General features: G+C 69.6%; 27 protein-coding genes and 2 tRNA genes. 17 read left to right on the top strand and 12 right to left on the bottom strand.

What is annotated here, in order from left to right; all coding sequences use genetic code 11:
- Positions 1 to 12: 12 nt before the first annotated feature.
- The 4 genes from LT972_RS01385 to LT972_RS01370 form a co-directional block, all read right to left on the bottom strand.
- On the bottom strand, positions 13 to 1,122 hold the full coding sequence (locus LT972_RS01385) for a site-2 protease family protein (protein ID WP_232571405.1): 1,110 nt from the start codon (positions 1,120 to 1,122) through the stop codon (positions 13 to 15).
- A 138-nt stretch (positions 1,123 to 1,260) separates the two neighbouring features.
- On the bottom strand, positions 1,261 to 1,512 hold the full coding sequence (locus LT972_RS01380) for a DUF7123 family protein (protein WP_232571404.1): 252 nt from the start codon (positions 1,510 to 1,512) through the stop codon (positions 1,261 to 1,263).
- 257 nt (positions 1,513 to 1,769) lie between these two features.
- Entirely contained in the window at positions 1,770 to 2,534 is a 765-nt protein-coding gene (locus LT972_RS01375) for a molybdopterin synthase (protein WP_232571403.1), read from the bottom strand.
- A 40-nt stretch (positions 2,535 to 2,574) separates the two neighbouring features.
- Entirely contained in the window at positions 2,575 to 2,853 is a 279-nt protein-coding gene (locus tag LT972_RS01370) for a hypothetical protein (protein ID WP_232571402.1), read from the bottom strand.
- A 99-nt stretch (positions 2,854 to 2,952) separates the two neighbouring features.
- On the opposite strand from LT972_RS01370, the gene pyrH reads away from it, so the two are divergent.
- Genes pyrH through LT972_RS01355 form a run of 3 tightly spaced genes read left to right on the top strand, consistent with a single transcriptional unit; the run spans position 2,953 to position 7,167 of the window.
- Complete coding sequence (gene pyrH / locus LT972_RS01365; protein ID WP_232571401.1) at positions 2,953 to 3,672, top strand: UMP kinase; 720 nt, start codon at positions 2,953 to 2,955, stop codon at positions 3,670 to 3,672.
- Positions 3,673 to 5,313 carry a lysine--tRNA ligase gene (lysS, locus tag LT972_RS01360; protein ID WP_232571400.1) on the top strand — a complete coding sequence of 547 codons (1,641 nt, stop codon included), beginning with the start codon at positions 3,673 to 3,675 and terminating at the stop codon, positions 5,311 to 5,313. It begins immediately after the preceding gene.
- A gap of 51 nt (positions 5,314 to 5,364) precedes the next feature.
- Positions 5,365 to 7,167, top strand: a complete 1,803-nt coding sequence (locus LT972_RS01355) for a site-2 protease family protein (protein WP_232571399.1) — start codon at positions 5,365 to 5,367, stop codon at positions 7,165 to 7,167.
- Here LT972_RS01355 and LT972_RS01350 read toward each other — a convergent pair.
- Complete coding sequence (locus LT972_RS01350; protein WP_232571398.1) at positions 7,164 to 7,679, bottom strand: PadR family transcriptional regulator; 516 nt, start codon at positions 7,677 to 7,679, stop codon at positions 7,164 to 7,166. The two genes, LT972_RS01355 and LT972_RS01350, sit on opposite strands and share 4 nt — an antisense overlap.
- A gap of 150 nt (positions 7,680 to 7,829) precedes the next feature.
- Here LT972_RS01350 and LT972_RS01345 point away from each other — a divergent pair, with 150 nt between their 5' ends.
- Positions 7,830 to 9,338: a heme-binding protein gene (locus LT972_RS01345; protein ID WP_232571397.1), complete on the top strand. Its 1,509-nt coding sequence runs from the start codon at positions 7,830 to 7,832 to the stop codon at positions 9,336 to 9,338.
- A 324-nt stretch (positions 9,339 to 9,662) separates the two neighbouring features.
- Positions 9,663 to 10,157, top strand: coding sequence for a hypothetical protein (locus LT972_RS01340; RefSeq protein WP_232571396.1), 495 nt, complete (start codon positions 9,663 to 9,665; stop codon positions 10,155 to 10,157).
- 6 nt (positions 10,158 to 10,163) lie between these two features.
- Here LT972_RS01340 and LT972_RS01335 read toward each other — a convergent pair whose 3' ends face one another.
- Positions 10,164 to 11,219 carry an aldo/keto reductase gene (locus tag LT972_RS01335; protein ID WP_232571395.1) on the bottom strand — a complete coding sequence of 352 codons (1,056 nt, stop codon included), beginning with the start codon at positions 11,217 to 11,219 and terminating at the stop codon, positions 10,164 to 10,166.
- 262 nt (positions 11,220 to 11,481) lie between these two features.
- On the opposite strand from LT972_RS01335, the gene LT972_RS01330 reads away from it, so the two are divergent.
- The 4 genes from LT972_RS01330 to LT972_RS01315 are packed head-to-tail and all read left to right on the top strand — an operon-like array spanning position 11,482 to position 13,701.
- A complete protein-coding gene (locus LT972_RS01330) occupies positions 11,482 to 12,393 on the top strand; it encodes an acyltransferase (protein ID WP_232571394.1) in 912 nt (303 codons plus the stop codon).
- A gap of 41 nt (positions 12,394 to 12,434) precedes the next feature.
- Positions 12,435 to 12,698, top strand: coding sequence for a zinc ribbon domain-containing protein (locus tag LT972_RS01325; protein WP_232571393.1), 264 nt, complete (start codon positions 12,435 to 12,437; stop codon positions 12,696 to 12,698).
- Positions 12,695 to 13,405: an Nmad3 family putative nucleotide modification protein gene (locus LT972_RS01320; RefSeq protein WP_232571392.1), complete on the top strand. Its 711-nt coding sequence runs from the start codon at positions 12,695 to 12,697 to the stop codon at positions 13,403 to 13,405. The genes LT972_RS01325 and LT972_RS01320 overlap by 4 nt, the downstream gene beginning before the upstream one ends.
- 32 nt (positions 13,406 to 13,437) lie before the next feature.
- Positions 13,438 to 13,701, top strand: a complete 264-nt coding sequence (locus LT972_RS01315; RefSeq protein ID WP_232571391.1) for a glutathione S-transferase N-terminal domain-containing protein — start codon at positions 13,438 to 13,440, stop codon at positions 13,699 to 13,701.
- Here the strand turns inward: LT972_RS01315 and LT972_RS01310 are convergent, their stop codons facing one another.
- Both LT972_RS01310 and LT972_RS01305 read right to left on the bottom strand, forming a co-directional pair.
- Positions 13,702 to 14,106, bottom strand: coding sequence for a hypothetical protein (locus LT972_RS01310; RefSeq protein WP_232571390.1), 405 nt, complete (start codon positions 14,104 to 14,106; stop codon positions 13,702 to 13,704). It abuts the gene before it with no gap.
- 150 nt (positions 14,107 to 14,256) lie between these two features.
- Positions 14,257 to 14,327: transfer RNA gene (locus LT972_RS01305), tRNA-Gly, on the bottom strand.
- A 191-nt stretch (positions 14,328 to 14,518) separates the two neighbouring features.
- Here LT972_RS01305 and LT972_RS01300 point away from each other — a divergent pair.
- Positions 14,519 to 15,325, top strand: coding sequence for an NAD+ synthase (locus tag LT972_RS01300; protein ID WP_232571389.1), 807 nt, complete (start codon positions 14,519 to 14,521; stop codon positions 15,323 to 15,325).
- On the opposite strand, the gene LT972_RS01295 is transcribed toward LT972_RS01300, so the two are convergent.
- Positions 15,322 to 15,999: an enoyl-CoA hydratase/isomerase family protein gene (locus LT972_RS01295; protein ID WP_232571388.1), complete on the bottom strand. Its 678-nt coding sequence runs from the start codon at positions 15,997 to 15,999 to the stop codon at positions 15,322 to 15,324. The two genes, LT972_RS01300 and LT972_RS01295, sit on opposite strands and share 4 nt — an antisense overlap.
- 59 nt (positions 16,000 to 16,058) lie before the next feature.
- Here LT972_RS01295 and LT972_RS01290 point away from each other — a divergent pair, with 59 nt between their 5' ends.
- The 3 genes from LT972_RS01290 to LT972_RS01280 all read left to right on the top strand — a co-directional run bounded on the left by LT972_RS01290 (position 16,059) and on the right by LT972_RS01280 (position 18,084).
- Positions 16,059 to 16,724, top strand: a complete 666-nt coding sequence (locus LT972_RS01290) for a DUF7114 family protein (protein ID WP_232571387.1) — start codon at positions 16,059 to 16,061, stop codon at positions 16,722 to 16,724.
- A gap of 43 nt (positions 16,725 to 16,767) precedes the next feature.
- Positions 16,768 to 16,839, top strand: a tRNA-Thr gene (locus tag LT972_RS01285).
- Between the two features lie 267 nt (positions 16,840 to 17,106).
- Positions 17,107 to 18,084, top strand: coding sequence for a hypothetical protein (locus tag LT972_RS01280; RefSeq protein ID WP_232571386.1), 978 nt, complete (start codon positions 17,107 to 17,109; stop codon positions 18,082 to 18,084).
- A 7-nt stretch (positions 18,085 to 18,091) separates the two neighbouring features.
- Here LT972_RS01280 and LT972_RS01275 read toward each other — a convergent pair whose 3' ends face one another.
- Positions 18,092 to 18,658 (bottom strand): response regulator, encoded by a 567-nt coding sequence (locus LT972_RS01275; protein ID WP_232571385.1) that lies wholly within the window; start codon positions 18,656 to 18,658, stop codon positions 18,092 to 18,094.
- Between the two features lie 6 nt (positions 18,659 to 18,664).
- The gene (locus tag LT972_RS01270; RefSeq protein WP_232571384.1) at positions 18,665 to 20,197 is read right to left on the bottom strand and encodes a PAS domain-containing sensor histidine kinase; all 1,533 of its coding nucleotides are present in this window, start codon (positions 20,195 to 20,197) and stop codon (positions 18,665 to 18,667) included.
- A gap of 229 nt (positions 20,198 to 20,426) precedes the next feature.
- On the opposite strand from LT972_RS01270, the gene LT972_RS01265 reads away from it, so the two are divergent.
- Positions 20,427 to 21,296, top strand: coding sequence for a dihydrodipicolinate synthase family protein (locus LT972_RS01265; protein WP_232571383.1), 870 nt, complete (start codon positions 20,427 to 20,429; stop codon positions 21,294 to 21,296).
- Here the strand turns inward: LT972_RS01265 and LT972_RS01260 are convergent.
- Positions 21,293 to 21,985 (bottom strand): TOBE domain-containing protein, encoded by a 693-nt coding sequence (locus LT972_RS01260; protein WP_232571382.1) that lies wholly within the window; start codon positions 21,983 to 21,985, stop codon positions 21,293 to 21,295. The genes LT972_RS01265 and LT972_RS01260 overlap by 4 nt on opposite strands.
- A gap of 95 nt (positions 21,986 to 22,080) precedes the next feature.
- Between LT972_RS01260 and LT972_RS01255 the strand changes: the two genes are divergently transcribed.
- The 3 genes from LT972_RS01255 to LT972_RS01245 are packed head-to-tail and all read left to right on the top strand — an operon-like array spanning position 22,081 to position 24,763.
- Entirely contained in the window at positions 22,081 to 23,028 is a 948-nt protein-coding gene (locus LT972_RS01255; protein WP_232571381.1) for an ABC transporter permease, read from the top strand.
- A complete protein-coding gene (locus tag LT972_RS01250) occupies positions 23,025 to 23,972 on the top strand; it encodes an ABC transporter ATP-binding protein (protein WP_232571380.1) in 948 nt (315 codons plus the stop codon). Before LT972_RS01255 ends, LT972_RS01250 begins: the two co-directional genes overlap by 4 nt.
- A 23-nt stretch (positions 23,973 to 23,995) precedes the next feature.
- Positions 23,996 to 24,763, top strand: coding sequence for a DUF6517 family protein (locus LT972_RS01245; protein ID WP_232571379.1), 768 nt, complete (start codon positions 23,996 to 23,998; stop codon positions 24,761 to 24,763).
- The last annotated feature ends 25 nt before the right edge of the window (positions 24,764 to 24,788 follow it).

Here is a 24,788-nt window from a genome sequence, read left to right as displayed (position 1 = left end):
TGTCGGCGACGTTCAGCCGACGATTTGGATGGGGACGGGCATGAAACAGAGCGCGCCGAGTGCGAACGTCAGCACGCCGACGGCGACCCGGCGCTTGTCGAGGGGTCGGTCGTCGATCGGTTCGACGCTCCCCATGAACGTCACGACCGACGCCATGATACCCCACATCACCCAGATGCCGGCGGCGTTCCCGGCGTCGTTCGTGAGGTAGAGGTAGCCGGCGAGCGCGAACAGGCTGGTCGGGACGAGGGGCGCGATGCGGTCGGCGGTGTCGCCGACGAGCGACCGCAGAATGTGGCCGCCGTCGAGTTGGCCGACCGGGATGAGGTTCAGGAACGTGATGAACATGCCAATCCACCCGCCCATCACGACGGGGTTGATGGACTTCGTCGGGTCGCTGTACGCCAGCGGTTCGCCGAGCACCGCCGCGACCGCCTGGAGGAGCGGCGGGTAGCCGAACCGGATTTCGACGGCGGACGCGGAGTTGACGACCTCCGGCGGCACCGACACCGGCGGGAGCACGAGGCCGATGGCGCCGACGACGACAGCGGCGACGAGTCCGGCGAGCGGGCCGGCCGCGCCGATGTCGAAGAGGGCGTCGCGGTCGGGCATCTGGCCGCGCATCCGGATGACCGCACCCATCGTCCCGAACAGCGACGGGAACGGGATGAAGTAGGGGAGGCTGGCGTCCACGTCGTGGTACTTGCTCATCACGTAGTGGCCGGCCTCGTGGACGCCCAGAACGCCCATCACGGCGACGGTGAACGGGAGCGCGCGCAGAATCTCGGGGGAGAACGGGTCGACGTAGTACCACTGCGCGCCGACGAACAGCGTCGAGAGCAGCGTCGCGACGAACAGGGCGGCGTTCTTCCACGGCACGCCGCCGGAGTCCGCTTCGTGGGGTTGGGCGACGAGTACGAGTTCGCCCGTGCGCTCGGCCAACTGGACGTCGTAGCCGTGGTCGCGGAACACCGGCCAGACGGTGCGTTCGAGCGTTCGCTGGTCGGTCGTCGGGTCCCCGAAGTAGAGCACGGCGCCGTCGGTCTCGCGCACCTCGTACACGTCGAAGACCGACTGGAACGCCGACGGGGCGGGCGCGTCGTCGGGCGGCTGAGCCGACATCGTGGTATCGTTGCGGCCACAGCCGTTTAAACGCTTAGTCGGGGGAAGTGGGGGAGGAAAGCGGGGAGTGGTGGGGCACGCGAGGGGACGCGTGCGGGAGCGGTCGATTCGACGACGGGTCGGCGCGGTAGGCCGGCGTTACGCGGGCTGGACGCGCCACGTGGTCGCGCTCGTGTACGACCACTTCTCGACGTCGAGGTCCTTCGCGGAGTTCGAGAGTTTCACCATGAGCGCGCCGATCTCCTTCGGGGACATGCCCACGTCGTCCGCGATGAACTTGCTCTTGAAGTAGAGCTCGCCGTCTTCGGCCTTCTCGCGGAGGTAGGACTTCAGGCGGGATTCCTTGTCCGTCGGTTCGGCGTCAGTGGAGGGCTGTTGGGTTGCGCTCATTGTCGTTGGCCTCGCTCACCCCTACTGGCCGGACGGGGTTATAAAGGGGTGAACGTTCGGGCAGATTCGCGCGTTTTCACCCGAAAATCGATTCCGTCGGACGTTTCACCACAGTTCGAAATTCGCTTAGACATTTTATCGAGCGCTCTGAGAGTTTCTTTCACTATAGACACGTGCGATGGAGTTAATGGTGGTGAACGCGCGTCGAGTCCCGAAATCGGGCCGATTCGGGGGTGGGTCGCGGCGAGGGCGCGCCGTCACTCCCGGTCGTGGACCCAGAACTCCTCGTCGACCGTCACCTCCTTCTTGAAAATCGGCACTTCCGCCTTGAGGCGGTCGATGCCGTCCGAGACGGCCGCGAACGCCTCCTCGCGGTGGCCCGCGAGCACGACGACGAACACGATGTCCTCGCCGGCGTCCACGCGCCCGACCCGGTGGTGCAGACGCACGCCGAGCACGCCGTCTCGGGCCTCCAGTTCCTCGCGAATCGTCTCGCTGCGCTCCGCGGCGACGGCGTCGTACTTCTCGAAGGTCAGCGACTCCGTCCAGTCGTCGTCCTCGTCTTCGAGCGCTCGGACCCGCCCGGTGAACGTCGCGACGGCGCCCGCGTAGTCTGCTTCGGAGGTGCGTTTCAGGTCCGCGACGAGCGAGGACAGCGTCTCGAACGGTTCGGCGTCCTCGACGGCGTCGACCGCCGAATCGAGGTCGGGGTTCACCGGGTCGAGTTCGAGTGCGGGGGCGGCAACGTCGGCGTCCCCGACTGCGATTTGCGGGACGCGAGCGTCGGGGAAGTCCACGAGGAGCGCGTAGTCGTGGTCGCGAGCGAGTTCGTCGAGTACGTCGTCCACCGAGCGGTCGCCGCCGACGCCGGTCCACCCGTCGCCGACGACGTACGCCGTCCAGTCCGGGGCGTCCGTCGCGCCCTCGCGGACGACGCCGACGCGCCCGCGGTCTGCGAGGCGCTCGGCGACGCGGTCCGCGACGGCGTCGGCCTCCGGGCCGGTGATGCCCACCAGTTGCATGGAGAAACGTGGGGCGGCCCGCCGCTTGTAGGTGTCGCCGCTACGACCGGACGCGACGCCACAGGCGACGGGCGAGGCCGGACGCGAGCAAGACCGCGACGGCCGCAACGACCGCACTTTCTGCCGGGTCGTCGCCGGCCTCGGCGGCGAATCCGGGGAGCGACGCGACGCTGTACGCGACCACGAGCGACCCGAGTGCGACCGCGGCGGTAGCACGGACGGGCGGGAGGGAGTCGAACTGGGCGCGCCAGCCGGCGACGAAGCCGACCACCAGAACGAGCGCGGACGCGAGGACGACGTGAGTGGCGAGTGCGACCACGCCTGCAGGTCGATTCGCGGACGCTTAGGCGTTGTGCGCAGCCGCGCCGCGCGCGAGTTGACAACCCTTAAGACCGCATCTCGGCTATCACGGTGTAGTATGCGAGTCGTGGTTTCTATCGGCGGTAGCGTCCTCGCGCCCGACCTCGCCCACGAGCGCGTCGAGGGCCACGCCGACGCAATCGAAGAACTCGCCGACGCCGGCTGTGAAATCGGTGCCGTCGTCGGCGGTGGGGGTGTCGCCCGGGACTACATCGGGACGGCGCGCGAACTCGGTGCCAACGAGATCGAGTTAGACGACATCGGCATCGACGTGACGCGCCTGAACGCCCGCCTGCTCATCGCCGCGCTCGGCGGTCGAGCGGCGCCGAGTCCCGCGAAGACCTACGAGGACGCCGGGGAGGCGATGCGCCGGGACGACGTGGCCGTGATGGGCGGCGTCGTCGCGGGGCAGACGACCGACGCCGTGAGCGCCGCGCTCGCGGAGTACACGGACGCCGACCTCCTGTTGTACGCGACGAGCGTTCCGGGCGTGTTCTCCGCGGACCCGAACGAGGACGAGGACGCGAAACACTTCGAGGAGATGACCGCCGGCGAACTCGTGGACATCATCGCGGACGTGGAGATGAACGCCGGGTCGTCGGCGCCCGTCGACCTGCTCGCCGCGAAACTCATCGAGCGCTCGGGCGTCCGCACCATCGTCCTCGACGGCACCGACCCCCAGCGCATCGTGGACGCCGTGCTGCGCGGCGAACACGACGGCACGGACGTCATCCCGGAGGGCACCGACGACCAGATGACGTACTGGGCGGACGGATAGATGCACCCCGACGACGACCCCTACGCGGACGACGACGGCCACGTCTTCTGGGCTGACGCCGCCGCGGACCGCATTCTCGCGCGAAACCCCGAGGAGCCGATCGTCGTGAAGGGCGGCATCTCGCCCTCCGGCGTCCCCCACCTCGGGAACATGAACGAGATCGTGCGCGGCTACTTCGTCGCGGAGGTCCTCCGAGAGCGCGGCTACGAGGTCCGGCAGGTGTTCACGAGCGACGACCGCGACCCGCTCCGGAAGCTCCCGCGGAAACTCGCGGACCTCGACGGCGACATCGTCGACCTCGGGGACGTGAACGCGGGCGCGCTCGGTCAGAACCTCGGCGCGCCGTACACCGCGATTCCGGACCCGTTCGGGTGCTGTGACTCCTACGGCGAGCACTTCTCGAATCTCATCCAGTCCTCCGCGGACCTGCTGGGCGTGCCCGTCGAGATGGTGTCGAACACCGAACTGTACGAGGACGGCGACTTCGAGAACGTGACGGAGTTCCTACTGGAGAACCGGGAGACCGCTCGGGAGGTCCTCGGCGAGTACCAGGACAAGGTCGACGAGGACTACGTCCCGTTCAACCCCATCTGCGAGGAGTGCGGGAAGGTCACTGAGACGGTGACGGCAGTCGACACGGACGCCGGCACCGTCGACTACGTCTGCACGGACATGGAGGCCGGCGACCAGACCATCGACGGCTGCGGGCACGAGGGCACCGCGACCCTGCGCGAGGGCAAACTCCCGTGGCGCTTCGAGTGGCCGGCGCAGTGGCGCGTCCTCGGCGTCGACTTCGAGCCGTTCGGCAAGGACCACGCCGAGGGCTCGTGGCCCTCCGGAGCGGACATCGCGCGGAACGTCCTCGGCGACGAACCGCCCGTGCCGATGGTGTACGAGTGGTTCACGCTCGACGGCGAAGCGTTCAGTTCCTCGTCGGGCCACGTGATTCTCGTCCAGGACGTGCTCCGGATGCTCGAACCCGAGGTCGTCCGCTTTTTCTTCGCGAAAGACCCCCGGAAGGCGCGGGACTTCTCCATCGAGCACCTCGACCAACTGGTCGACGAGTTCGACCGGATGGAAGCCGTCTACTTCGGCGAAGTGGACGCCGACGAGGACGAGACCGAGCGCGCCGAGCGCGTCTATCCGTTCCTCGTCGAGGACGCGAACGCGGACCGCGTGCGCATCCCGTTCACGTTCGCGGCCGTCCTCGGGATGACCGACGACCCCGACCTGCGCGAGGAAATCGCGCGCCGCGAGGGCCACATCCCCGACAACGCCAGCGACGACGTGGTTGAGGCGGCGCTCGCGCGCGTCGAACTCGCCCGCGAGTGGGCGCGACGCACGGACAACGAGTTCAACTACGACCTCAAGCGCCAGGCGATTCCCGACCACGACTTCGACGCCGCCACCGAGGCCGCACTGGACGACCTCGCGGACTTCGTCGAGCGCGAGGACCCGGACGGCGACGCCCTGCAGGGCGAAGTGTACGAGTCCGCGAAGCGCCACGACGTCGACGTCGGTGCGTTCTTCTCGGCGGGCTACCGGCTGTTCTTCGACGAGGACCAGGGCCCGAAACTCGGGCAGTTCCTCGCGAAACTCGACCGCGAGTTCGTGCTCGCGCGCCTCCGCCGCGAAGCGTAGGCGTCGCGTCCCCGAACGGCTTTTGTCGCGCCGTCCCTGACTGTTCCACCAATGGATATCTGGCAGGTGCTCTTGGTCGCGCTCGCCGTCTACTGGGCGGGCGTGGCGTGGGCGCGCAACAGCGGGCTGTTGCCGTCGTTCGTCTCCACGACGGGGCCGATACTGACCCTCCACACGAAGCGCGGGCGCCGGTTCATCGAGTGGGCGTCACAGCCCAAGCGGGCGTGGCGCGCGTGGGGCAACTTCGGGCTCGGCCTCACTGCGGTCGTCCTCGTCGGCGTCCTGTTCGCGCTGGTGCTGTCGGCGGTCGCGACGCTCGCGAACCCGCCTGAGCCGACGGCGGTGAACCAGCCGCGGAACACGCTCGTGATTCCGGGCGTCAACGACTTCCTGCCGCTGTCGGTCGCCCCCGAAATCGTCGCGGGGCTGTTCATCGGCATCGTCGTCCACGAGTTCGGCCACGGCCTGATGTGCCGCGTCGAGGACATCGAAATTAAGTCGATGGGGCTCGCGTTGCTCGCGATTCTCCCGATGGGCGCGTTCGTCGAACCCGACCAGGAGAGCGAACAGCAGGCCGACCGCGGGGCGCGAGCGCGCATGTTCGCGGCGGGCGTCACGAACAACTTCCTGGTCGTCGTGCTGGCGTTCGGCCTGCTGTTCGGCCCCGTCGCAGGCGCGGTGGCGGTCGCGGACGGCGGCCTCGTCGGCACCGTCTACGATGACTCGCCGGCGGCCGAAGCCGGCATCTCGGGCGGCGACCGCGTCGTCGAGGTGGCGGGGACGCCCGTCGAGAACAACTCCGAGTTCCAGCGCGCAATCGAAGCGTCCGACGAGCGCTCGGTCGCGGTGACGCTCGCCAACGGCGACAGCGTGACCGTCGACCGGCGGCTGTTCGTCCTCGGGAACGCCACCGAGTCGCCGTTCGCCGGCATCGCCACGGGCGACACGGTGACCACCGTCAACGGCACCGCCGTCTACACGGAGCAGAGCCTGGAGCGCGAACTGGAGAACCGCACGATAGCCACGCTCGAAACCGACGACGGCGACTCGGTGACCGGGCCGGCGGGCGCGTTCATCACCGTCTCGCCGGACGGCCCGGCCGCCGACAGCGGCTTGGCCGCCGAGACCGACGCGGTCGTCGTGTCGATGGCGGGCGAGCGCGTGACCACCGGCGACGACCTCGCCGACCTCATCGACCGCCTGTCGCCCGGTGACAGCGTCGACGTCGTCGCGTACGTCGACGGCGAACGCGAGACCTACGACGTGGAACTCGGCCAGCAGGCCGACGGGTCGGCGTACCTCGGCGCGTTCATCGCGCCCGGCGTGAGCGGCGTCGAGACCTCCGGGTTCGGCGCGGAACTCTACCCCGGACAGGAGTTCCTCTCGATGCTCTCCGGGAACACCGACGACTCGGCGTACCTCACGGCCATCTTCGGCGGCGCGAACAACCCCGTCACCGGCTTCCTGCAGGCCGTCGTCGGCGCGCTCTACCTGCCGCTGCTCGGCCTGCTTGACCCCAGCGTCGGCTTCAACTTCCCCGGCTTCGCGGGGACGAACACGAACTTCTTCGTGGTCACCGGCGCGCTCGGCGCGCTCCCCGAGAGCGTCGTGTTCCTGTCCGCGAACCTCCTGCTGTGGACGGGGTGGGTGAACCTCAACCTCGGGTTCTTCAACTGCATTCCGGCGTTCCCGCTGGACGGCGGCCACCTGCTCCGGTCGGGCGCCGAAGCCATCACGTCGCGGCTCCCGGTCGGCGACAAACACGCCATCACGCGCGCCATCACGACGAGCATCGGGCTGTTGATGCTCGCGAGCCTGGCGCTGATGTTACTCGGCCCGCAGCTCCTGAACTAGAGGCCCATCCGGTCGGCGAACTCCTCGGGGGTGTCCTCGACGCGCTCGAAGTCGTCGAAGTAGTACTCGTGGTGGCGAATCAGTTGTTCGACGATCCACGCCGAGAACGCCTCGTCGAACCGCCATCCCTCGCCCTCGTCGGGGTTCTCGATTTCGAAGCGCTCGTCGGTCCCGAGCACCGCGAAGACGTGGTAGAAGCCGAGAATCACGTCGATGAAGTCGTCGCCGGTGTCCCCGACCTCGTCGCGTTTCTCCGCGAGTTTCTCGCGGCCGTCGTCGGTAATTTCGAAGTACTTCCGGTCGGGCTCGTCTTCGACCTCGATTCGCTGGGCGTACCCCTCGTCCTCGAACTTGTAGAGGATGGGGTAGACCGACCCGTAGGAGGGCTCCCAGTGGCCGCCGGACAGCGACTCGATTTCCTTCAGAATCTCGTAGCCGTACCGGGGCTGTTCGTCTAAGAGTTCGAGAACGAGGTAGGAGACGAGTCCCTTCGGCGGCCCACTCTTGCGCATCTGGGGTGACGTTCCGCAGGTCAGCGGGAAAGGGTTTCGGTCCCGGTCATCGCGGCGTCGGGCGCTCGCACCGCCGCCAGAACGGTCCGGCGGCGGTTCCCACGAGTCGGTTTGGGAAAGCCCTTCTACGCGCAATACGAACCCACGCGCATGGCAGAGGTTCCACCCACCGACGAGGGCTGGTTCGTGCTCCACGACTTCTACACCGTGGACTGGGACGCGTGGCGGGCGGCGCCCGAGCGCGACCGGGAGGCCGCACTCGACGAGGTCGAATCGTTCGTCGCGCACCGCGAGGCGCTCGCGCAGGCCGACGAGGGCGATTCGGCGGTGTTCTCGATCACCGGCCACGAGGCCGATTTGATGTTCGTCCACTTCCGGGAGTCTCTGGACGAACTCGACCGCATCGAGCGCCAGTTCGAGCAGACGGCGTTCGCCGACTACACGGACCACGCGGACTCCTACGTGTCTGTCGTCGAAATCTCGGGGTACACGGCGCCGGACTACTTCGAGGACCCGGAGTCCGTCGACACGGGCCTCCGCAAGTACTTCGAGAGCAAGCTCACGCCGGAGATTCCCGAGGACACGTACGTCTCGTTCTACCCGATGAGCAAGCGCCGCCAGCCCGGGCAGAACTGGTACGACCTCGACATCGAGGAGCGCGCCGAGATGATGGAGGTCCACGGCGACCTCGGCAAGCAGTACGCCGGCAAAATCGAGCAGGTCATCGCGTCCTCCGTCGGTCTCGACGACATGGAGTGGGGCGTCACGCTGTTCGCCGACGACCTCACGGACGTCAAAGACATCGTCTACGAAATGCGCTTCGACGAGGTGTCCGCGAAGTACGGCGAGTTCGGCTCCTTCTACGTCGGTCGTCGCTTCCCGCCGGAGGACTTCCCGGCGTTCATGGCGGGCGAGGAAGTGCCGACGCCCGAGGACGACCACCCGCACGGTGACGGCCACCACGGTGACTCGGAGAGCCACCATCACGGCGACGATGGCGGTCACCACGGTAGCGACTCGGACGACGACGGCGGCGACGCCGACCACGGTCCGGACGGCGACCGCGCGGGCGACGTGGACAGCCTCCGCGAGGAACTCGACGACCTCGACGTGTACGCCGGCCAGCCCCACGGCGAGGACGTGTACGCCACCGTCCTCTACTCCGAGGCGGACGCCGACGACCTCTTCGAGGAAGTGGACGGGCTCCGCGGGAACTTCGAGCACTACGACACGCACGTCAAGACCGCCGTCTACGACGGCCGCGAGGCCGACCGGCGCGCCGTCGTCTCAATCTGGGACACCGCGAGCGCCGCCGACACCGCCTCCGGCTTCCTCGCCGACCTCCCCGGAATCGTCGACCGGAGCGACGAGGAGTCCGGCTTCGGCACGATGGGGATGTTCTACACCGTCAAACCCGAGAAGCGCGAGGACTTCGTGGAGAAGTTCGACGTCGTCGGCGGCGTCCTCGCCGACATGGACGGCCACTTCGACACGGACCTGATGGTGAACGTCGAGGACGAGAACGACATGTTCATCGCCAGTCAGTGGCGCTCCAAGGAGGACGCCATGACGTTCTTCCGGAGCGACGATTTCGCCGACACCGTCGACTGGGGCCGCGACGTGCTCGCCGACCGGCCGCGCCACGTCTTCCTAGCGTAAATTTTTCCTCGGGGTTCGCGAGCGAACCCCGCTCGCAAGAAGTAACATAAAAATCCGCGCTCGCTCCGTTCGCGCGGTGAAACCCTCGCTCCGCTCGGGGACTGCTTGCTAAGTCCGCGACACCCGAAAGTACTTGCTCGCGTCCGCCGACAGAACGGGTATGTTCGAAGCCCTCCCCGGTCCCCAGGAAGCCGCCATCCTCGTCGCAATCGTCGTCCTCCTCGTCGGCGTCGCGCGCGTCCTCCTGCAGTTCGTTCGCGGTTCGGCAGGCTCGTAACGTCCGCGCCCCAACACTTTCACCGTCCGCCCGCGTTTCGAGAGTCGATGCGGTCGAATGCCCTGCACCTCGCGGTCGCGGCGTGCCTGCTGCTCGCGGGCTGTTCGGCCGCCGCACCGAGCACCGACCAACCGACTACGCCGACAGACACCACCACGCAGGAGCCGTGCCGGACGATAGACTACGAGCCGAAGCCGCTCCCCGACCCGCCGGCGAATCTCACCGCCGAGCGCGCCGCCTCGTTCACCGCGGCGTACGAGAACGCCACGGTCTGGAACGAGAACGCCCCGGAGGCCGACCACGCCCTCCGCGTGTCGACCGAGGCGTCGGTCGTGAACCGCACCGATACCGGGTTCGTCGTTCACGTCTCCGGCGGCGGCAGTTACGCCGCCTGTCACGGCGAAGCCGAAGCGGTCGCGGACATGTTCCTCCACACCAACTACTTCGTGAACGAGACCACCGTCGTTCGACTCACCCACCCCGAGAACAAGACCGACGACCCGCGCCGCCACGGCGGCGAAGTCCTCACGGGAAGCGGGTAACCTACCTCAGTCCGCGGACAGCAAGCCCGCGTCTTCGAGGTCGTCGCCGTCGACGCTCGTGCGGTAGTCCTCCTTCTCCATGCCATCGAAGCGGTCGACGCCGAAGTCGTCGGCGTACAGCGCGGCGACGCGCTCGGTCTCGTCCTCGCTGAGCGCGGGCGTCTCGGAGGCGGCGGCCCACTCGTCGATGTCGTCTTTCGAGCGGAACGTCGGCGTGACGCTGGCGACCTCGTCGAACGAGAGGAGCCACTGGATAGCGGCCTGCCCCATCGTGCGCTCGCCGTCGCGTTCGAGGAAGCGCAGTTCCTCGATTTTCTCCCACCCGGTCTCGTACCACTCGTCGGGACGGAAGCCGCGGTGGTCGCCCTCGCCGAGTTCGGTGTCAGGCGTCACCTGCTCGTTCAGGAGGCCCGAGGAGTGCGGGACGCGCGGAATCAGGGACGTCGCGGCGCCCTCCTCCCGGACGGTGTCCACGAAGTGGTTGTGTACGTCCTGTTCGAGCATGTTGCCGACGTACTGCACGCCGTCGAACTCCTGCTCGATGGCGAAATCGCCCTCCGCCAGCCAGCCGATGGAGGGACCGAGCGCGACGCCGATGGCGTCCGCGCGCCCGTCCTCTCGGAGTTCGTCGAGGAATTCGAGCACGTCCGGCGTCATCTCGCCGACGTCCGGGTTGTGGAGTTGGAGGTAGTCGACGTGGTCGACGCCGAGGCGGTCCATCGACTTGTCGACGGCGTCACGGAGGTAGTCGACGTCCATCTCCTTCGGGAGTTCCCCGTGGCCGGCCTGCGGGTTGTTGTAGAAGTCGTAGCCGACCTTCGTGGCGACGGTCATCTCGTCGCCGCGCTCGGCGAGCACCTCGCCGAGCAGTTCCTCGCTGCGGCCGTGGCCGTACACGTCGCCGGTGTCGAAGTACGTGATGCCGGCGTCGAGCGCGTACTCCACCATCTCGATGGCGTCGTCCTCGTCTCGGTCGCCCCACCAGTCGGTGCCGACGACCCACGCGCCGAAGCCGACTTCGCTGACCTCGACCCCGGAGTCCCCGAGTTCGCGGTGTTGCATGCGCCAGTCTTGGTGACTCTGTCACTTAGCGCGTGCGGTTCCGGTGGGGCCTCCCGCGAGCCGAGAACGACCGAAACATGTGTTCGCTGGGCGACCGGAGCGGTATGGACGACGCCCTCCGCACGCGTCTCACCACCGTCGAAGTCCTGCTCGCCGTCGTGGCCGTCCTCGGCACCTCGCTGTCGATTCTCGAATCGTAGCACTTCCGGCGCTCCCCGTCGGGACGGAAACCACTATCAGTGCAGGCGGCCCACTTCGGGGCATGACCAAGCGACACGTCTCCCTGCCGGACGACGCGGAGGCGACCCTCCGCGGGTTCGTCTCGGCGGTGGACGACCGACTCGCGGCCGCGAGCGACCCGGACGAACTCGCGGACGCGGTCACGGAGACGCTCGTGGACCTGCACGGCGCGCGGGACGCCTACGAGTCGTGGCAGAACGACGACGCGGCGTCCCCCGTGGAGGCCGCGCGGTTCGCGAACTTCGACCCGCGGAACGCCACGCTCGAGTCCGAGTACTACGCCGAGAAAGACGAGGGCGCGTTCGCGCGCTCGAAGCCCCTGCAGTGGCTGTGGCGGCAGTTCGACAACACGCCGCTGGCGGACAACGTCGCGTTCGCGCTGCGGTTCCGGCGGATGCTCGCGGGCCACCTGTTCGCGGACGTCGGCGAGGGCGTGCGCCTGTTCAAGGGCATCTCGATGACGTACGGCCACAACATCGAACTCGGGGACAACGTCGTGGTTCACGACGACGTCCACCTCGACGACCGCGGCGAACTCGTAATCGGGGACCGCGCGAGCGTGAGCGACGCGGCCCACGTCTACACGCACGACCACGACCTCGTCGACCAGACCGAGGTGACGAACTTCCGCACGGAAATCGGGGCGGACGCGCGCGTGACCCAGGGCGCGCTCGTCAGGGCCGGCGTGCGCGTCGGCGAGAACGCGGTCGTCGGCTCTCGCGCGGTCGTGCAGGCGGACGTACCCGACCACCACGTCGCGGTCGGGATGCCCGCGAAGAGCGTCCGCGTGAAGCCGGGCTGGGAGTCGGTCGCCGACCCGGTCGAAGCCGACCACGAGCGCCGGCAGGACGAGCGCCGCCTCGACAGCGAGATGCCCGAGGACCTCGACGCGTTCGACGAGTTCCAGCGCGACCTGACGCCGCCGGACGCCTGACGGTGCCAAGGCTGAATAGGCTCGCCGTGTTACGTAGGCACATGGAGTGGGGTCTGTTCGTCCTCGCGCTGGTGTTCATCGCCGTCCTCCAGTTGGTGGTGTGGCGGCGCCTCCAGAGCGGCGACGTCGGCGTCACCGAGAACGCGGCGTCCCGCGAGCACGGCTACCCCGCTGACGTCCCCGCCGCCGACGACGAGGAGCGCACCGCCGCCGACCCGGACGTGACGCTGTGCCCCGAGTGCGGCAGCGAGAACGAGACCGGCTACAGGTTCTGCCGGGAGTGTGTTGGGATGCTCCACGCGTGACCCGCGCCGTCGCCATCAACGTCGCCGCGAACACCAACGAGCCGGGCGTCCGCGGCCCGCTGTACGCGGACGGCTCCTTCGAGTACGTCCCCATCCCGGAGTCCGAACCGACGAGCGAGCCGCTGCCGACGTACGCCGACCTCGACCTCGCGGTCGACCTCCCGGACGGCGCTGCCGACCGCCCCGTCCACCTCGACCCGACGTTCGCCGAGTACCCCTGTTGTGACCGCTACACGTACGGCGACCCGCACGGCGTGAAGGCCCGCCCCCTCCTCGATTTGTCGGCGGGCGACCGCGTCTACTTCTACGCGACGCTCGACGCGCCCGACGCCCCCGCGGACTGGATGGCCGACGACTGGGGCGCGTACCTCATCGGGGAGTTCGTGCTCGCCTGCGACCCCGTAGACGGCGACGAGTACGCCGCCCTGCCGGCGGGCGAACGCGAGCGCTTCGCGGGGAACGCGCACCTGAAACGCGACCCGTTCGACGCCGCCGTCCTGCTCGCCGGCACGGACGCCTCGCGGCTCTACGACACCGCGGTTCCGCTGAGCGAGGGCCGAGGCATCGACGCCAACCGCGCGGTCACCGAGTGGTCGGCGGACTCGGGGAAGGGACCGTGGTGGCGCCGCCCGCTCCGGTACGACGACGACAGCGCGGCGCGCCTCCGCGAGTGGGTGCAGCGGGAGTCCTATCCGCCGGTACGCTGACCCTTACGTGGCGTCCGGGCGAACGTCGACGCGTGCTCGAACTCTACCAGTCCGAGGGCTGTCCGCACTCCCAGACCGTCCGCGAGCGGCTCTCCGAACTCGGCGTGTCGTACGTCGCGCACAACCCCCGGCTTCCGGGGAGCGAGGGCGGCGACGTGACGAACGAACTCACGCACGGCGAACTCGTCGACGCCGGCGGCGACGACCAGATTCCCTGTCTCGTGGACACCGACCGCGGCGAGGTCGTCTACGAGAGCGAAGCCATCGTCGACTACCTCGACGAGCACTACGCCTGACTACCGCAGTTCCGCCGTCACCGGCGCGCCGCCGGCGCGCTCGTACCTACGGTCGCCGGTCACGCGAAACACCGCGACGGTGACGACCAGCCGCCCGCCGTCCAGCGTCGCGCGCAAGACCGGTCCTCTGCTCGTCACGACGACGTAGGGCGGTGCGGCGACCGGCGACGCCTGCATCGTCCCGCCGGCCGCGTTCACGGCATCCGCGAGCACCCCCGGGAGCGCGTCGAGCACGCCGCGCTCCGCGAGACACGATTCCAGTCGGTCGGCGACGGCGCTCGCGTCCTCGGTCGCGTCGCCGCCCCACGACGCCGCCACCGCGTCCGCGCACGCTCCGACGGCAGTCACCACGTCGGCGTACTCGGTCTCGACGCACTCGCGGGCCGCCGTCGCGTCCAGTTGCACGCCCCGACGTGGACGGAGCGCGGCAAAGAGGGTTCTGGACGGGTATCGCCAGTAACACCAACAAAGGGGCGCTGGCCGGGGACTCACGCGAGCGAAGCGAGCGTGAGGACGGCCAGCGCACGAGCTGTCGAACGAAGTGAGACTGCGAAGTGCGCTGGCCGGGAATTGAACCCGGGCTATGAGCTTGGGAAGCTCATGTCCTACCACTAGACCACCAGCGCGGGCGCTCCGCGCCCGCGCTGAGGCTCGCAAACCCGAGGGGTTTGCTCACCACCAGCGCTTACGCGGAGTGGCTTCGACTCCTGCTTGTCTGCGCCCGCACTTGAACGTAGCGTTTCGGAAAGTGGACGAACGTCCACGAACGCGGGGCGGGCGAGTGGGTTTTAGTCGGCGTGCGCCGAATCGCGGGACGATGACCGGCCCAGACGTTATCGAGCCACTCGACGTGCGGTTCTCCGAGGCGGAGTTGACCGAGCGACGCGACCGCATCCAGTCGTTTCTCCGGGAGACGGTGGAGGCGGCTGGCGCGGAGCGCTGTGTCCTCGGGCTCTCGGGAGGCATCGACTCGACGACCGTCGCGTACCTCACCGTCGACGAACTCGGCGCGGACGCGCTGCACGGCCTCGTGATGCCGGCGGCGGCGTCCGACGAGGAGAACATGAGCGACGCGGAGCGCGTCGCCGAGGACCTCGGCATCGAGTACGACGTAATCGAAATCGACCCGTTCGTCGACCGGCTCACGGACCTCTATCCCGAGGCGGGCGACGACCAACTCGCGGTCGGGAACGCGAGAGCGCGGACGCGAGCCGTCCTGAACTACTTCGTCGCGAACCACGAGAACGGCGTCGTGCTCGGCACCGGGAACCGCACGGAGGCGGCGACCGGCTACTTCACGAAGTACGGCGACCAGGCGGTCGACTGCAACCCCATCGGGAACCTCTACAAGATGCAGGTGCGCCAACTGGCCCGCGACCTCGGGGTGCCCGAAGGCCTCGTGACGAAGACGCCGACGGCGGGGTTGTGGCCGGACCAGACCGACGAGGGCGAACTTGGCGTGGGCTACGACACCATCGACGCGGTGCTCGCGTTGCACGTCCACGGCGGCGCGCCCGCGAGCGCGACGGCTGCCCACCTCGACGTCCCCGAGTCGGTCGTCGAGACGGTCGTCGAGTTACACGAGCAGAGCACGCACAAGCGCTCGATGCCGCCGGCGCCCTAGAACGGGTCGTCGGCGAGCAGGCGACCGAACGCGTCGGCCTCCCTCCTGTCGGTCTCCTCGCGGTCGGCGTCCACGCTGAGGAGGGGTTTCAGTTCTCGGAGCGCCGCGGCGTCGTTTCCCGCGATTTCGTCGGCAACGGCGCGCGGGTCGTCGACGACACGGGAGACGAGTCCCGTCTCGCGAGCGTCCGCGGCGTCGACGGTGCGCCCGGACAGCGAGAGGTCGGCAGCGTGAGTCGCACCCACGGCTTCGCGGAGGCGCCGCGTGCCGCCCCACGCGCCGAACAGGCCGAGCGTGACGCCGGTCTCCGCGAACGAGGCGTCGGGCGTGCAGACGCGGAGGTCACAGGCGAGCGCGAGTTCGACGCCGCCCCCGCGGGCCGCACCGTCGACACCCGCGACGACGACGCTGTCGGCGTCTTCGATGGCGTTCATCGTGCGCTGCCCGCGGCGCGCGAACTCGCTTCCGGAGTCGCCGTCGAGGCCGCGGACGGTGTCGAGGTCGGCGCCAGCACAGAACGCGTCGCCTGCACCGTGGACGTAGACGACCGGCTGGCTGGCGTCCGCGACGGCGTCCCGGAGCGCGTCGAGGCCGGCGGGCGTGAGCGCGTTCCGACGGGCGGGTCGGTCGAGCGCGACCACCCGGACGGCGTCGGTGTCGGTGACGTCGAGCATGGCGGAGGGACGAGGGGGTTTCCAAAGGTCTTTGCCGTTCGCACCGCAATCTCCGGCCGATGGAGGAGGCCGAGCAGGCACGCGTCGCCGCCCTCGAGGCCGTCGAGGACATCGAGCCCGACGGGCTCCGCGCGGTCATCGACGACCACGTCGCGTCGTCTTCGATGCTGCCGGGTGTTCTCACCGTGTTGAGCGCGCGCGTCGTCGACGGCTCCGTCGACCCCGGCGCCGTCTCGCGGCGCGCCGCGGGCGTGCAACTCATCTACGAGGGGCTGCGCGTCACTCGCGACCTCGTCGCCGACGAGCCGTGGGCGTACACCGACGACCCGGACCCGGACGACGACCTGGACGTGCTGGCGGCGGACGTGCTGGTCGCACGCGGCTTCCGGTTGCTCGCGCGCACCGAGGCCGCGGGTCACGCGGTCCAGACCGTCCGCGAGTTCGGCCACGAGCAGACCGACGTACAGGAGGGCCGGACGTCGACGGCCCGCACGCTGGAGGCGAACGTCTTCGAGTTGGCGGCCATCGCTGGGGGGACGGCCGCCGGCGGCGAGACGCCGGTCGCGCTCCGCCAGTACGTCGTCGGCCTCGCGGACAACCACGGCGCCCCGCCGCTCCCGCCCGCGGCCGACGCGCTCCCCGACGGCATCGAGGACGTGATGGCGCGCGTCGGCCGCCCGTCGGGCGACGAGCGCGTCGGCACCACGTCGGTCGGCGACCGATAATCGAAACGCCTAAAGAAGTCGCGGGGCCTTCGTACGAATGCGTGCCTGGGTAGCTTAGCGGTAAAGCGCGTCCTTGGTAAGGACGAGACCCCGGATTCAAATTCCGGCCTAGGCTTCTTGCGAGGAACGAACGTGACGAGCAGAAGCCGGTCCGGAATTTGAGCCTGTCAGTCGCAGCGCGACCGTAGGGAGCGACCGTCTGACACCGTTCAAATTCCGGCCTAGGCTTTCTACGAAGCGACCAACCGCGGAGTTTCATCTCCGCGGGTACCGAGCGACGGTGTACGCCGACCGGGATTTGCATCCCTGCGAGCCGACGCATCCATCCACCGTTTCGACGCTACGTAGCCGGGGCTCCGTCGGACCCGGAGGTTTCACGTCGGTGGTCCGAGACGGCGACGGCATGGGACTGTTCGACGGTGGCTCGGGCGACGAGCGGATCGAGGCGTTGGTCGAGGGGGCGCGCGGCGACTCGGTGACGGAGACGAAACTCACGCGCACCGGGTCGAAGGTGCTCGGGACGGGGACGTTCGAGAACCACGCGTTGGCGGCGTTCCTCCGCGAGGACGAGCAGCCACACTACGCGCTGTTCAACACGGTGTACGACGTGGAGTTCGGGGACGAGACGGTGGATTCGGAGACTGGGTACTGGCAGGTGTTGGTGGCGACCGACCAGCGACTGCTGGTGCTGGCCGGGGGTGAGGACGGGGACGTCGGCGAGGTGGTTCCGTACGGCGTCGTCGACCCCGAGACGGTCGTCGGGGAGAAAGACGGGCTCGCGGAGCGCGAACTCGGGTTCGTCGCGGGCGGCGTGGGCTTCGAGTTCGAAATCGACGGGGAGGTCCCCGTGAGCGAGGTTCGCGAGGCCGCCGAGTACGTCGCCGAGCGCGCCGACCGTGAGGACGTAATCGAAGCGGAGCGGTCGCGGGGGTTGGTGTACGACCTCCCGAACTTCGACGTCGAGACGCCCGTGTGGCGGCCCGAGGCCGACGAACCGATTGCGGCGGCCCGCGGCGGGGACGTGGAGGTCGCCGTCTTCGACCGCGAACTCGACGTCGAGGGCGGCGAGCGAACCGCGTCCATCCCGCTGGCGCACGTGCTGGAAGTCGACGTGGAGGGGAGCGAGGCGGAGTTCGAGTTCGGGTTCGCGGACGGCGACGGCAGGGAACTCGAAGTCGAGCACGCGGAACTGGACGTCGAGTTCGAGTCGGCGGCGGCCGCCGAACGCGTCGCCGAGGCCGTCGAGAGCCAGCGGAACGACGTACCGGACGGAGTGACGCCGGACGACGTGCTGACGGACGGCGTCTCGGCGGCGCTGCGGGAGCGATTCGACGCGCTCGCACGCCTCGCAGAGGAGTGACCGGGCGTCAGAACAGTTGTTCGAAGCCGTCGTCGTCCATCGACTCGATGACGTCGTCGGTCTCGGCTTCGAGTTCGCGTTCGCGTTCGAGCAGGCGCTGGTAGCGGTCGCTGTCTTCGAGTTCGCTCTCGGGGAGTTCGGCTTCGAGCGTGACGCGCTTCTGGACGACGCTGTAGAGGTCGTCGATGCGTTCGTCGTAGCGTTCGAGGTCGGCGAGCCGGTCGATGAGTTCGGTGAGTTCGGCTTGGTCGACCGGCTTCTGGACGTACTCCTCGAAGGGCATGTCGACGATGTCGAAGTCCGGGTCGACGCCGGTCACCATCGCGACGCGGCAGTCGTAGCCGCGCTCGCGGATTTCCTCGAGCACTTCGTCGCCGGACATGTGGGGCATGTGGCGGTCGAGCAACACCACGTCGACGTCGTCGTCGATGGCGTCGAGTGCGTCCTCGCCGCCGGTGGCGGTGCGGACGTCGTAGTCCTCGAGCCAGAGGGAAAACGCCTGTACGACTCGTTTCTCGTCGTCTACTGCGAGGACGACCGGGCGGTCGTCGCCGTCGGGGGTTGTCGTGTCCATCGTGGGTCACCTCGTGTCTATCTCGAAGCGCGCGCCGCCGTCGTCGCTCTCGGTCGCGTCGACCGTCCAGCCGTGTGCGGTGACGATGTCGCGCACGATGCTGAGGCCGAAACCGGTGCCGTCGGTGTCGGTCGTGTAGCCGTACTCGAACAGTTGGTCGGTGTCGGCGTCGCCGAATCCGGGGCCGTCGTCTTCGACGTAGAAGCCGGCGTCGTCGCCGAGCGCGCCGATGCGAACGGTGACGGCGTCGCCGCCGTGGGTCACAGCGTTCCGGAAGAGGTTCTCCAGCAGCGACCGGAGGCGTTCGCCGTCGGCCTGCAGGGTCGGGAGGTCGTCGTCCACGACGAGCGTGGCGCCCTCGACTTCGGTCGTGCACCACGCGTCGTCGGCGACCGATTCGAGCGCGACAGGTTCGGTCTCACCGACGGTCTGGCCCTGTTTCGCGAGCGTGAGGACGTCCTCGACGAGTTCCTCCATGCGGTCGAAGATGTCGTCTAAGTCGTCGAGTGCGGACTCGTCGCCGGCCTTCGCGACGGCGGCGGTGGCGCGCGCCGACTGCAGGGGGTCGCGGATGTCGTGGCTGACGATGCTCGCGAACCGTTCGAGGCGCTCGTTCTGTCGCTCGCGTTCGGCTTCGCGCTCGGCGCGTTCGAGCGCGGCTTCGGCGTTCGCGGCGAGAATCCGGACGAGGTTCCGGCTCTGCTCGTCGAAGGTGACGGCTTCCGTGTCGGAGACGAGGAGACAGCCGCGGTCGCCCATCGGGACGACGTACTCGGATGCGACGTCGCCGTCGGGCCGGTGGAGCGGGACGTCCTCGTCGCCGGCGTCCTCGTCGGCCTGGTAGACGCGCGGTTCGCCGTCCTCGAAGGCCGCCCACGCGAGTGTCCCCTCGTCGAACGTCGGCGGGTCGGCGACGAGGTCGTCGACGGCGTCGGTGTGCGCGACGGGTCGGAGGACGTCGGCGGCGTCGTCGTAGACGTACAGCGAGGAGACGGGGAAGCCGATGCTGTCCTCGACGGCGGCGACGACGCGTTCGCCGATGGCTTCCGGGTCCGGCGCCTGCATCAGGTCGCGGGCGGCGCCCTGCAGCGTCTCCAGCGTGTCCTCGTAGGCTTTCCGTTCGGAGATGTCCCGCATGATGCCGGAGAACACGCGCTCGCCCTCGTAGGCGTGCTCCTCGAAGGTAATCGAGAGCGGGACCTCGTGGCCGTCCTTGTGTTCGGCGGGGAGCTCGATGGCGTTCCAGTCGAGTTCGCGTTCGCCCGTGTCGAGGTAGCGGTCGATGGCGCCGAAGTGCGCGCTCCGGAACCGCTCGGGCATTATCATCGTGAGTTTCTCGCCGACCATCTCCTCCGGTTCGTAGCCGAAGACGCGCTCGACGGACCGGTTCGCGTAGAGGATGGTGCTGTCCTCGTCGATGGAGACGATGGCGTCGGAGCCGTTCTCGACGAGCGACCGGAAGAACTCGGTGTCCTGAACGAGCGCGTCCAACTCGGTCGTCGAGATGCGGCGGTCGTCCGTTGGTCCCGATGCGGCCATTGTACCGATTAGGGGCGCGTTAGGGTGTTAAATCTGTGGCTACCGAGACGAGTGGGGTGCGGCGCGGTCCGAGCGCCGCGAATGCGGGAAAGGGGAGTGGGGAGTGCCGGACGCGCGGGGGGATGGGAGTGCGCGTCCAGTCGGCAGATTCCCGCATTGTCACTTAAAAGTTCGTCAGACGGACACCCCCACCGGAACCGACAATGCGCGGGGCTGTGTGGCCCCCCACATGAACGGACTCGGCGTTCCCCTGGCGACCCCCTTCGACGACGCTGGCGACGTAGACCACGGCGCGCTCGCGGACCTGACGGCGTGGGTGACCGACCGCGGCGTCGACTTCCTCGTGCCCTGTGGCTCGAACAGCGAGGCCGAACTGCTCACCGCCGAGGAGCGCGCCGCCGTCGTCGAGACGGTGGCGGACGCCGCGCCGGACGGCGTCCCCGTGCTCGCCGGCACCGGTAGTCCCGGACTCCGCGAGACCCTCGACGCGACCGAGCGCGCCGCCGACGCGGGCGCGGACGCGGCGCTCGTCGTCACGCCGTTCTACTACGACCACGACGACGCGGACGTGGAAGCCTACTACCGGGAGGTCGCGGACGCCTCGCCGCTCCCGGTCTACCTCTACAGCGTCCCGAAGTACACCGGCCACGCGCTCGCGCCGTCGACGGTCGCGGCGCTCGCGGACCACCCGAACGTCGCCGGGATGAAGGACTCGACCGGCGACCTCGGCGGCTTCCAGCGCCTCCGCGAGCGCACCGCCGACGCCGACTTCGACCTGCTCGTCGGGAGCGGGAGCGTGTTCGCGCCCGCCCTCGACGCGGGCGCCGACGGCGGCGTCCTCGCGCTCGCGAACGCCGCGCCGGAGCGCGCGAGCGAAATCTGGGACGCCCACGCCGCGGGCGACGACGAACGGGCGCGCGCCGTCAACCGCGACCTCGTAGAACTGAACCACGCCGTCACCGCCGGCCACGGCGTTCCCGGCCTGAAAGCCGCGATGCGCTCACGGGGCGCGCCCGCAGGCGCCGTGCGCTCGCCTCACCGCCCCGTCCCCGAGGCGGTCGCCGCCGACCTCGCGGCGCTCGTCGAGGACACGATTTAGCGCTCGACCGCCCGCGTCGCCGTCGCCTTCCACGTCGCCACGACCCGACTCCCGGCTTCGAGGCCGAGTCTGTCGACGCTGTCCACCGTCACCAGCGCCGCCAGCGCGTCGTCGCCCCCGACGTCCACGCTCACGCGAGCGACCGCGTCCCCGCGCTCCACCCCTGCTACCTCGCCGTCGAGGCGGTTCCGCGCGCTCGTGCCGCCAGCGTCGGGCGCGTCGGCGGGCGCGTGGAGCGTCACCGCGTCGGCGCGCACCGGCACCGCCACGCCGTCGGCGTCGGGTGGCACGAGCGCGCGCAGGCGACCCACATCTGTCTCCACGGTGCCGAGTTCGCCCTCGCGGGAGCGCACCTCGCCGTCGAAGACGGTCTCCGCTGCCGCCGCGACGCCCTCGTAGCCCGCGCGGAGGCGTGCGAACCGGTCGAGGAGCGCGCGAGCGCGGTCCGTGAGTTCGCTCCCGCCGCCGTCCGCGCCGCCGCGCTCGCGGGCGACGAGGGCGCCGAACGCCGCTTCGAGGTCGCCGAGGCGGCGGTGGGCCCGCGAGTACGACCGGCCGAGCGACTCGGCGCCGCCGCTCAGCGACCCCTCGCGGTCGACTGCGCGCAGGAGGGCGGCGTCCCGCGCGTCGAACACCACGCCGTCCGCGACGAGCGTCGCGTCGAATCCGGCCTCGGGTTCCGATTCCACACGCTCTCTCGCGCGCCCCGGCACAATGATTATGTCGCCGTCGCCCGCCAGTTCGATGTGTCCATGCGAACACATCGGTCGATGGGGCGGTCGCCGTGAACCTCGGCCAGCGACCCGGTGCGACCGTCGTCTTCGCCGTTCTCGCGGTCCAACTGGTGGCGTTCGCGGTCTGCGTCGCGCTCGGCTACCCGACCGCGTACGCCGCTTTCGCGCTCGCGAGCGCCGCCGCCCTCGGCTACGGGAGCGCCCGCGGCGGCTTCGAGACGGTCGCCGCCGTCCTCGCCACCGGCCTCCTGCTCGTGCTCGGGCTGCCGCTCGCGCTCCTCGTCGCCAACCAGCACCCCGGCGACCTCGCGGCGCGCGCGCTCGACCCCGCCGTCCAGCGCTCGCTGTACCTCTCCGTCTACGGCCCCCTGCTCGCCGCCGGCCTCGCGGTCGGACTCGGGGTTCCACTCGCCTACCTGCTCTCCCGGGGCTTCCCGGGGCACGCGGTCGTCGAGAGCCTCGTCGACCTCCCGCTGGTCGTCCCGCACAGCGTCGCCGGCATCGCCGTCGTCTACGGGTTCGGGCGCGACGGCCTGTTCCCCGGCGTCTCCGTCACCGAGACGATGGCCGGCCTCGTGCTCGCGATGGCGTTCGTGAGCGCGCCGTTCGCCGTCAACGCCGCCCGCGAGGCCTTCGAAGCCGTCGACCGGGACGCCGAGCGCGCCGCGCGCTCGCTCGGGGCCTCGCGCTGGGAGACGTTCAAGCGCGTCACCGGCCCGCTCGCCGCGCGCGGCATCCTCACCGGGGGCGTGCTGTCGTGGGCGCGCGCCGTCTCCGAGTTCGGCGCCGTCGCCATCGTCGCGTACAACGTCGAGTTCTTCTACCCGCCGGCGGGCGACGCGGTCACCGCGAGTCACGCGCCCGTCCTCATCTACCGGACGTTCACGACGAGCGGCATCGACGGAAGCGGGGCGGTCGCGACGCTGTTGCTCGCGCTCTGTGCGAGCGTCTTCCTCGCGGTGCGAACGTACGCCTACGACGGGGAGGGGTGGCCGTGACCCTCGCGTTCGACGTGGCGGCGGCCTTCGACGCGAACAACGGCGAGACGTTCGACGTAGCCGCCGACCTCACGGTCGCGGACGGCGAGACGCTCGTCCTCCTCGGGCCGAGTGGCTCCGGGAAGACGCTGCTGTTGGAGACGCTCGCAGGCTTCCACGACCACGACGGCGAGGTTTCGCTCGACGGCGACGACCTCACCGGTTCGCCCCCCGAGGACCGCGACCTGGGGTTCGTGTTCCAGGACCACGCGCTGTTCGAGCACCTCACCGTCCGCGAGAACGTCGCGTTCGGCGAGCGCTACCACGACGACGTCCGCGACCCCGACGACCTGCTCGACGCGCTCGGCATCCCGGACCTCGCGGAGCGCGAACCCCCGACGCTGTCCGGCGGCGAGAAACAGCGCGTCGCGCTCGCCCGCGCGCTCGCCGTCCGGCCCCGAGCGTTCCTGCTGGACGAACCGCTCTCGGCGCTCGACGCGCCGACGCGCGCCGCGCTCCGCGCCGACCTCGCGGACGTCCTCGCCGACGAGACCGCGGTCTACGTCACCCACGACCGCACCACGGCGCGCGCGCTCGCAGACCGAGTCGGCGTCGTCCGCGACGGCCGCATCGAGCAGGTGGGACCGACCGAGGCCGTCTTCGACCGGCCCGCCACCGCGTTCGTCGCCGCGTTCACGGGCGCGAACGTCCTCCGAGAGCGCGAACTCGGCGTGTCGCTGCCGGCCGACGTGGTGGCGATTCGCCCGGAACGCGTCGGCCTCGACCCCGACGACCCCGACGCCGTCGGGAGCGTCGAGCGCGTCGCCCGCGAGGACGCCGTCTACCGCGTCACCGTCCGCGTCGGCGACGCCACCGTGGACGCGTTCACCGACGACCCGCCGACCGGCGAGCGCGTCGGCGTCGCGTTCCCGGCCGCGGCGTGTCACGCGCCGGAAGACACATAGTCTCGGAGTGCCGGCTTCCGAGCATGAAACGCCGCACGTTCCTCGGGAGCGCGGGTGTCGCCGGCGTCGGCGCGCTCGCCGGCTGCATGAACGCCATCGGAACCGTCGCCCCGCCGGAAGTCCCACAGGGCGACCTCGACGACGGCGGATGGACGCGAACCGACCGCACCGAGGAGACGGTCTTCCAGGAGTCCTACGGCCCCGTGGACATCACCGCGAAGTCCACGACGCTGACGTTCAGCGACGAGGAACTCGCGGCGAGCGTGACCGACAAGACGCTCGGTCGAATCGACGGGACGCTCGCGCTGTACGCGGCCTCCCACATCAACTTCTCTCCGGACCTCAACAACCTCCCGGCGGCCGTCGGGCGCGAGGAAGTCCTCCAGCAGACGAAAAAGCAGGCCCGCGACCAGTTCGAGCAGCGCATGAAAGACGAGGGCCTGGAGAACGTCGCCCAGACCGGCGAGGTCGCGTTCGAGACCGACTCCGGGAAGACGCCGGGGCTGACGACATTCTCCGCCGAGTTCCCTGTCGGCACGCTCACCTACGAGACGAGCGGCGAGTCCTTCGACATCGACGTCGGCTCCATCGAGGTGGCGGGCGACCTCGCGGTGTGGAACGAGGGCGACTACGTGGTCGTCGCGGGCGGCGCGTACCCCGCCGAGAACTACGCCAAGACCACCGAGAAGCAACTCTCCGAGGCCATCACCGTCACCGTCGACGTCGACCTCGGGCTGACGCCCGAACAGTACCGCGAGGAAGTTCGGAGCCTCATCGCCGGCACGAGATGACCTGGCGGGAGTTGTTCGACCGCGC

The sequence above is a fragment of the Halobacterium litoreum genome (genome assembly GCF_021233415.1).
In the GTDB taxonomy this organism is placed as follows: Archaea; Halobacteriota; Halobacteria; order Halobacteriales; family Halobacteriaceae; genus Halobacterium; species Halobacterium litoreum.
This window is presented reverse-complemented; position numbering and strand designations above follow the sequence as displayed.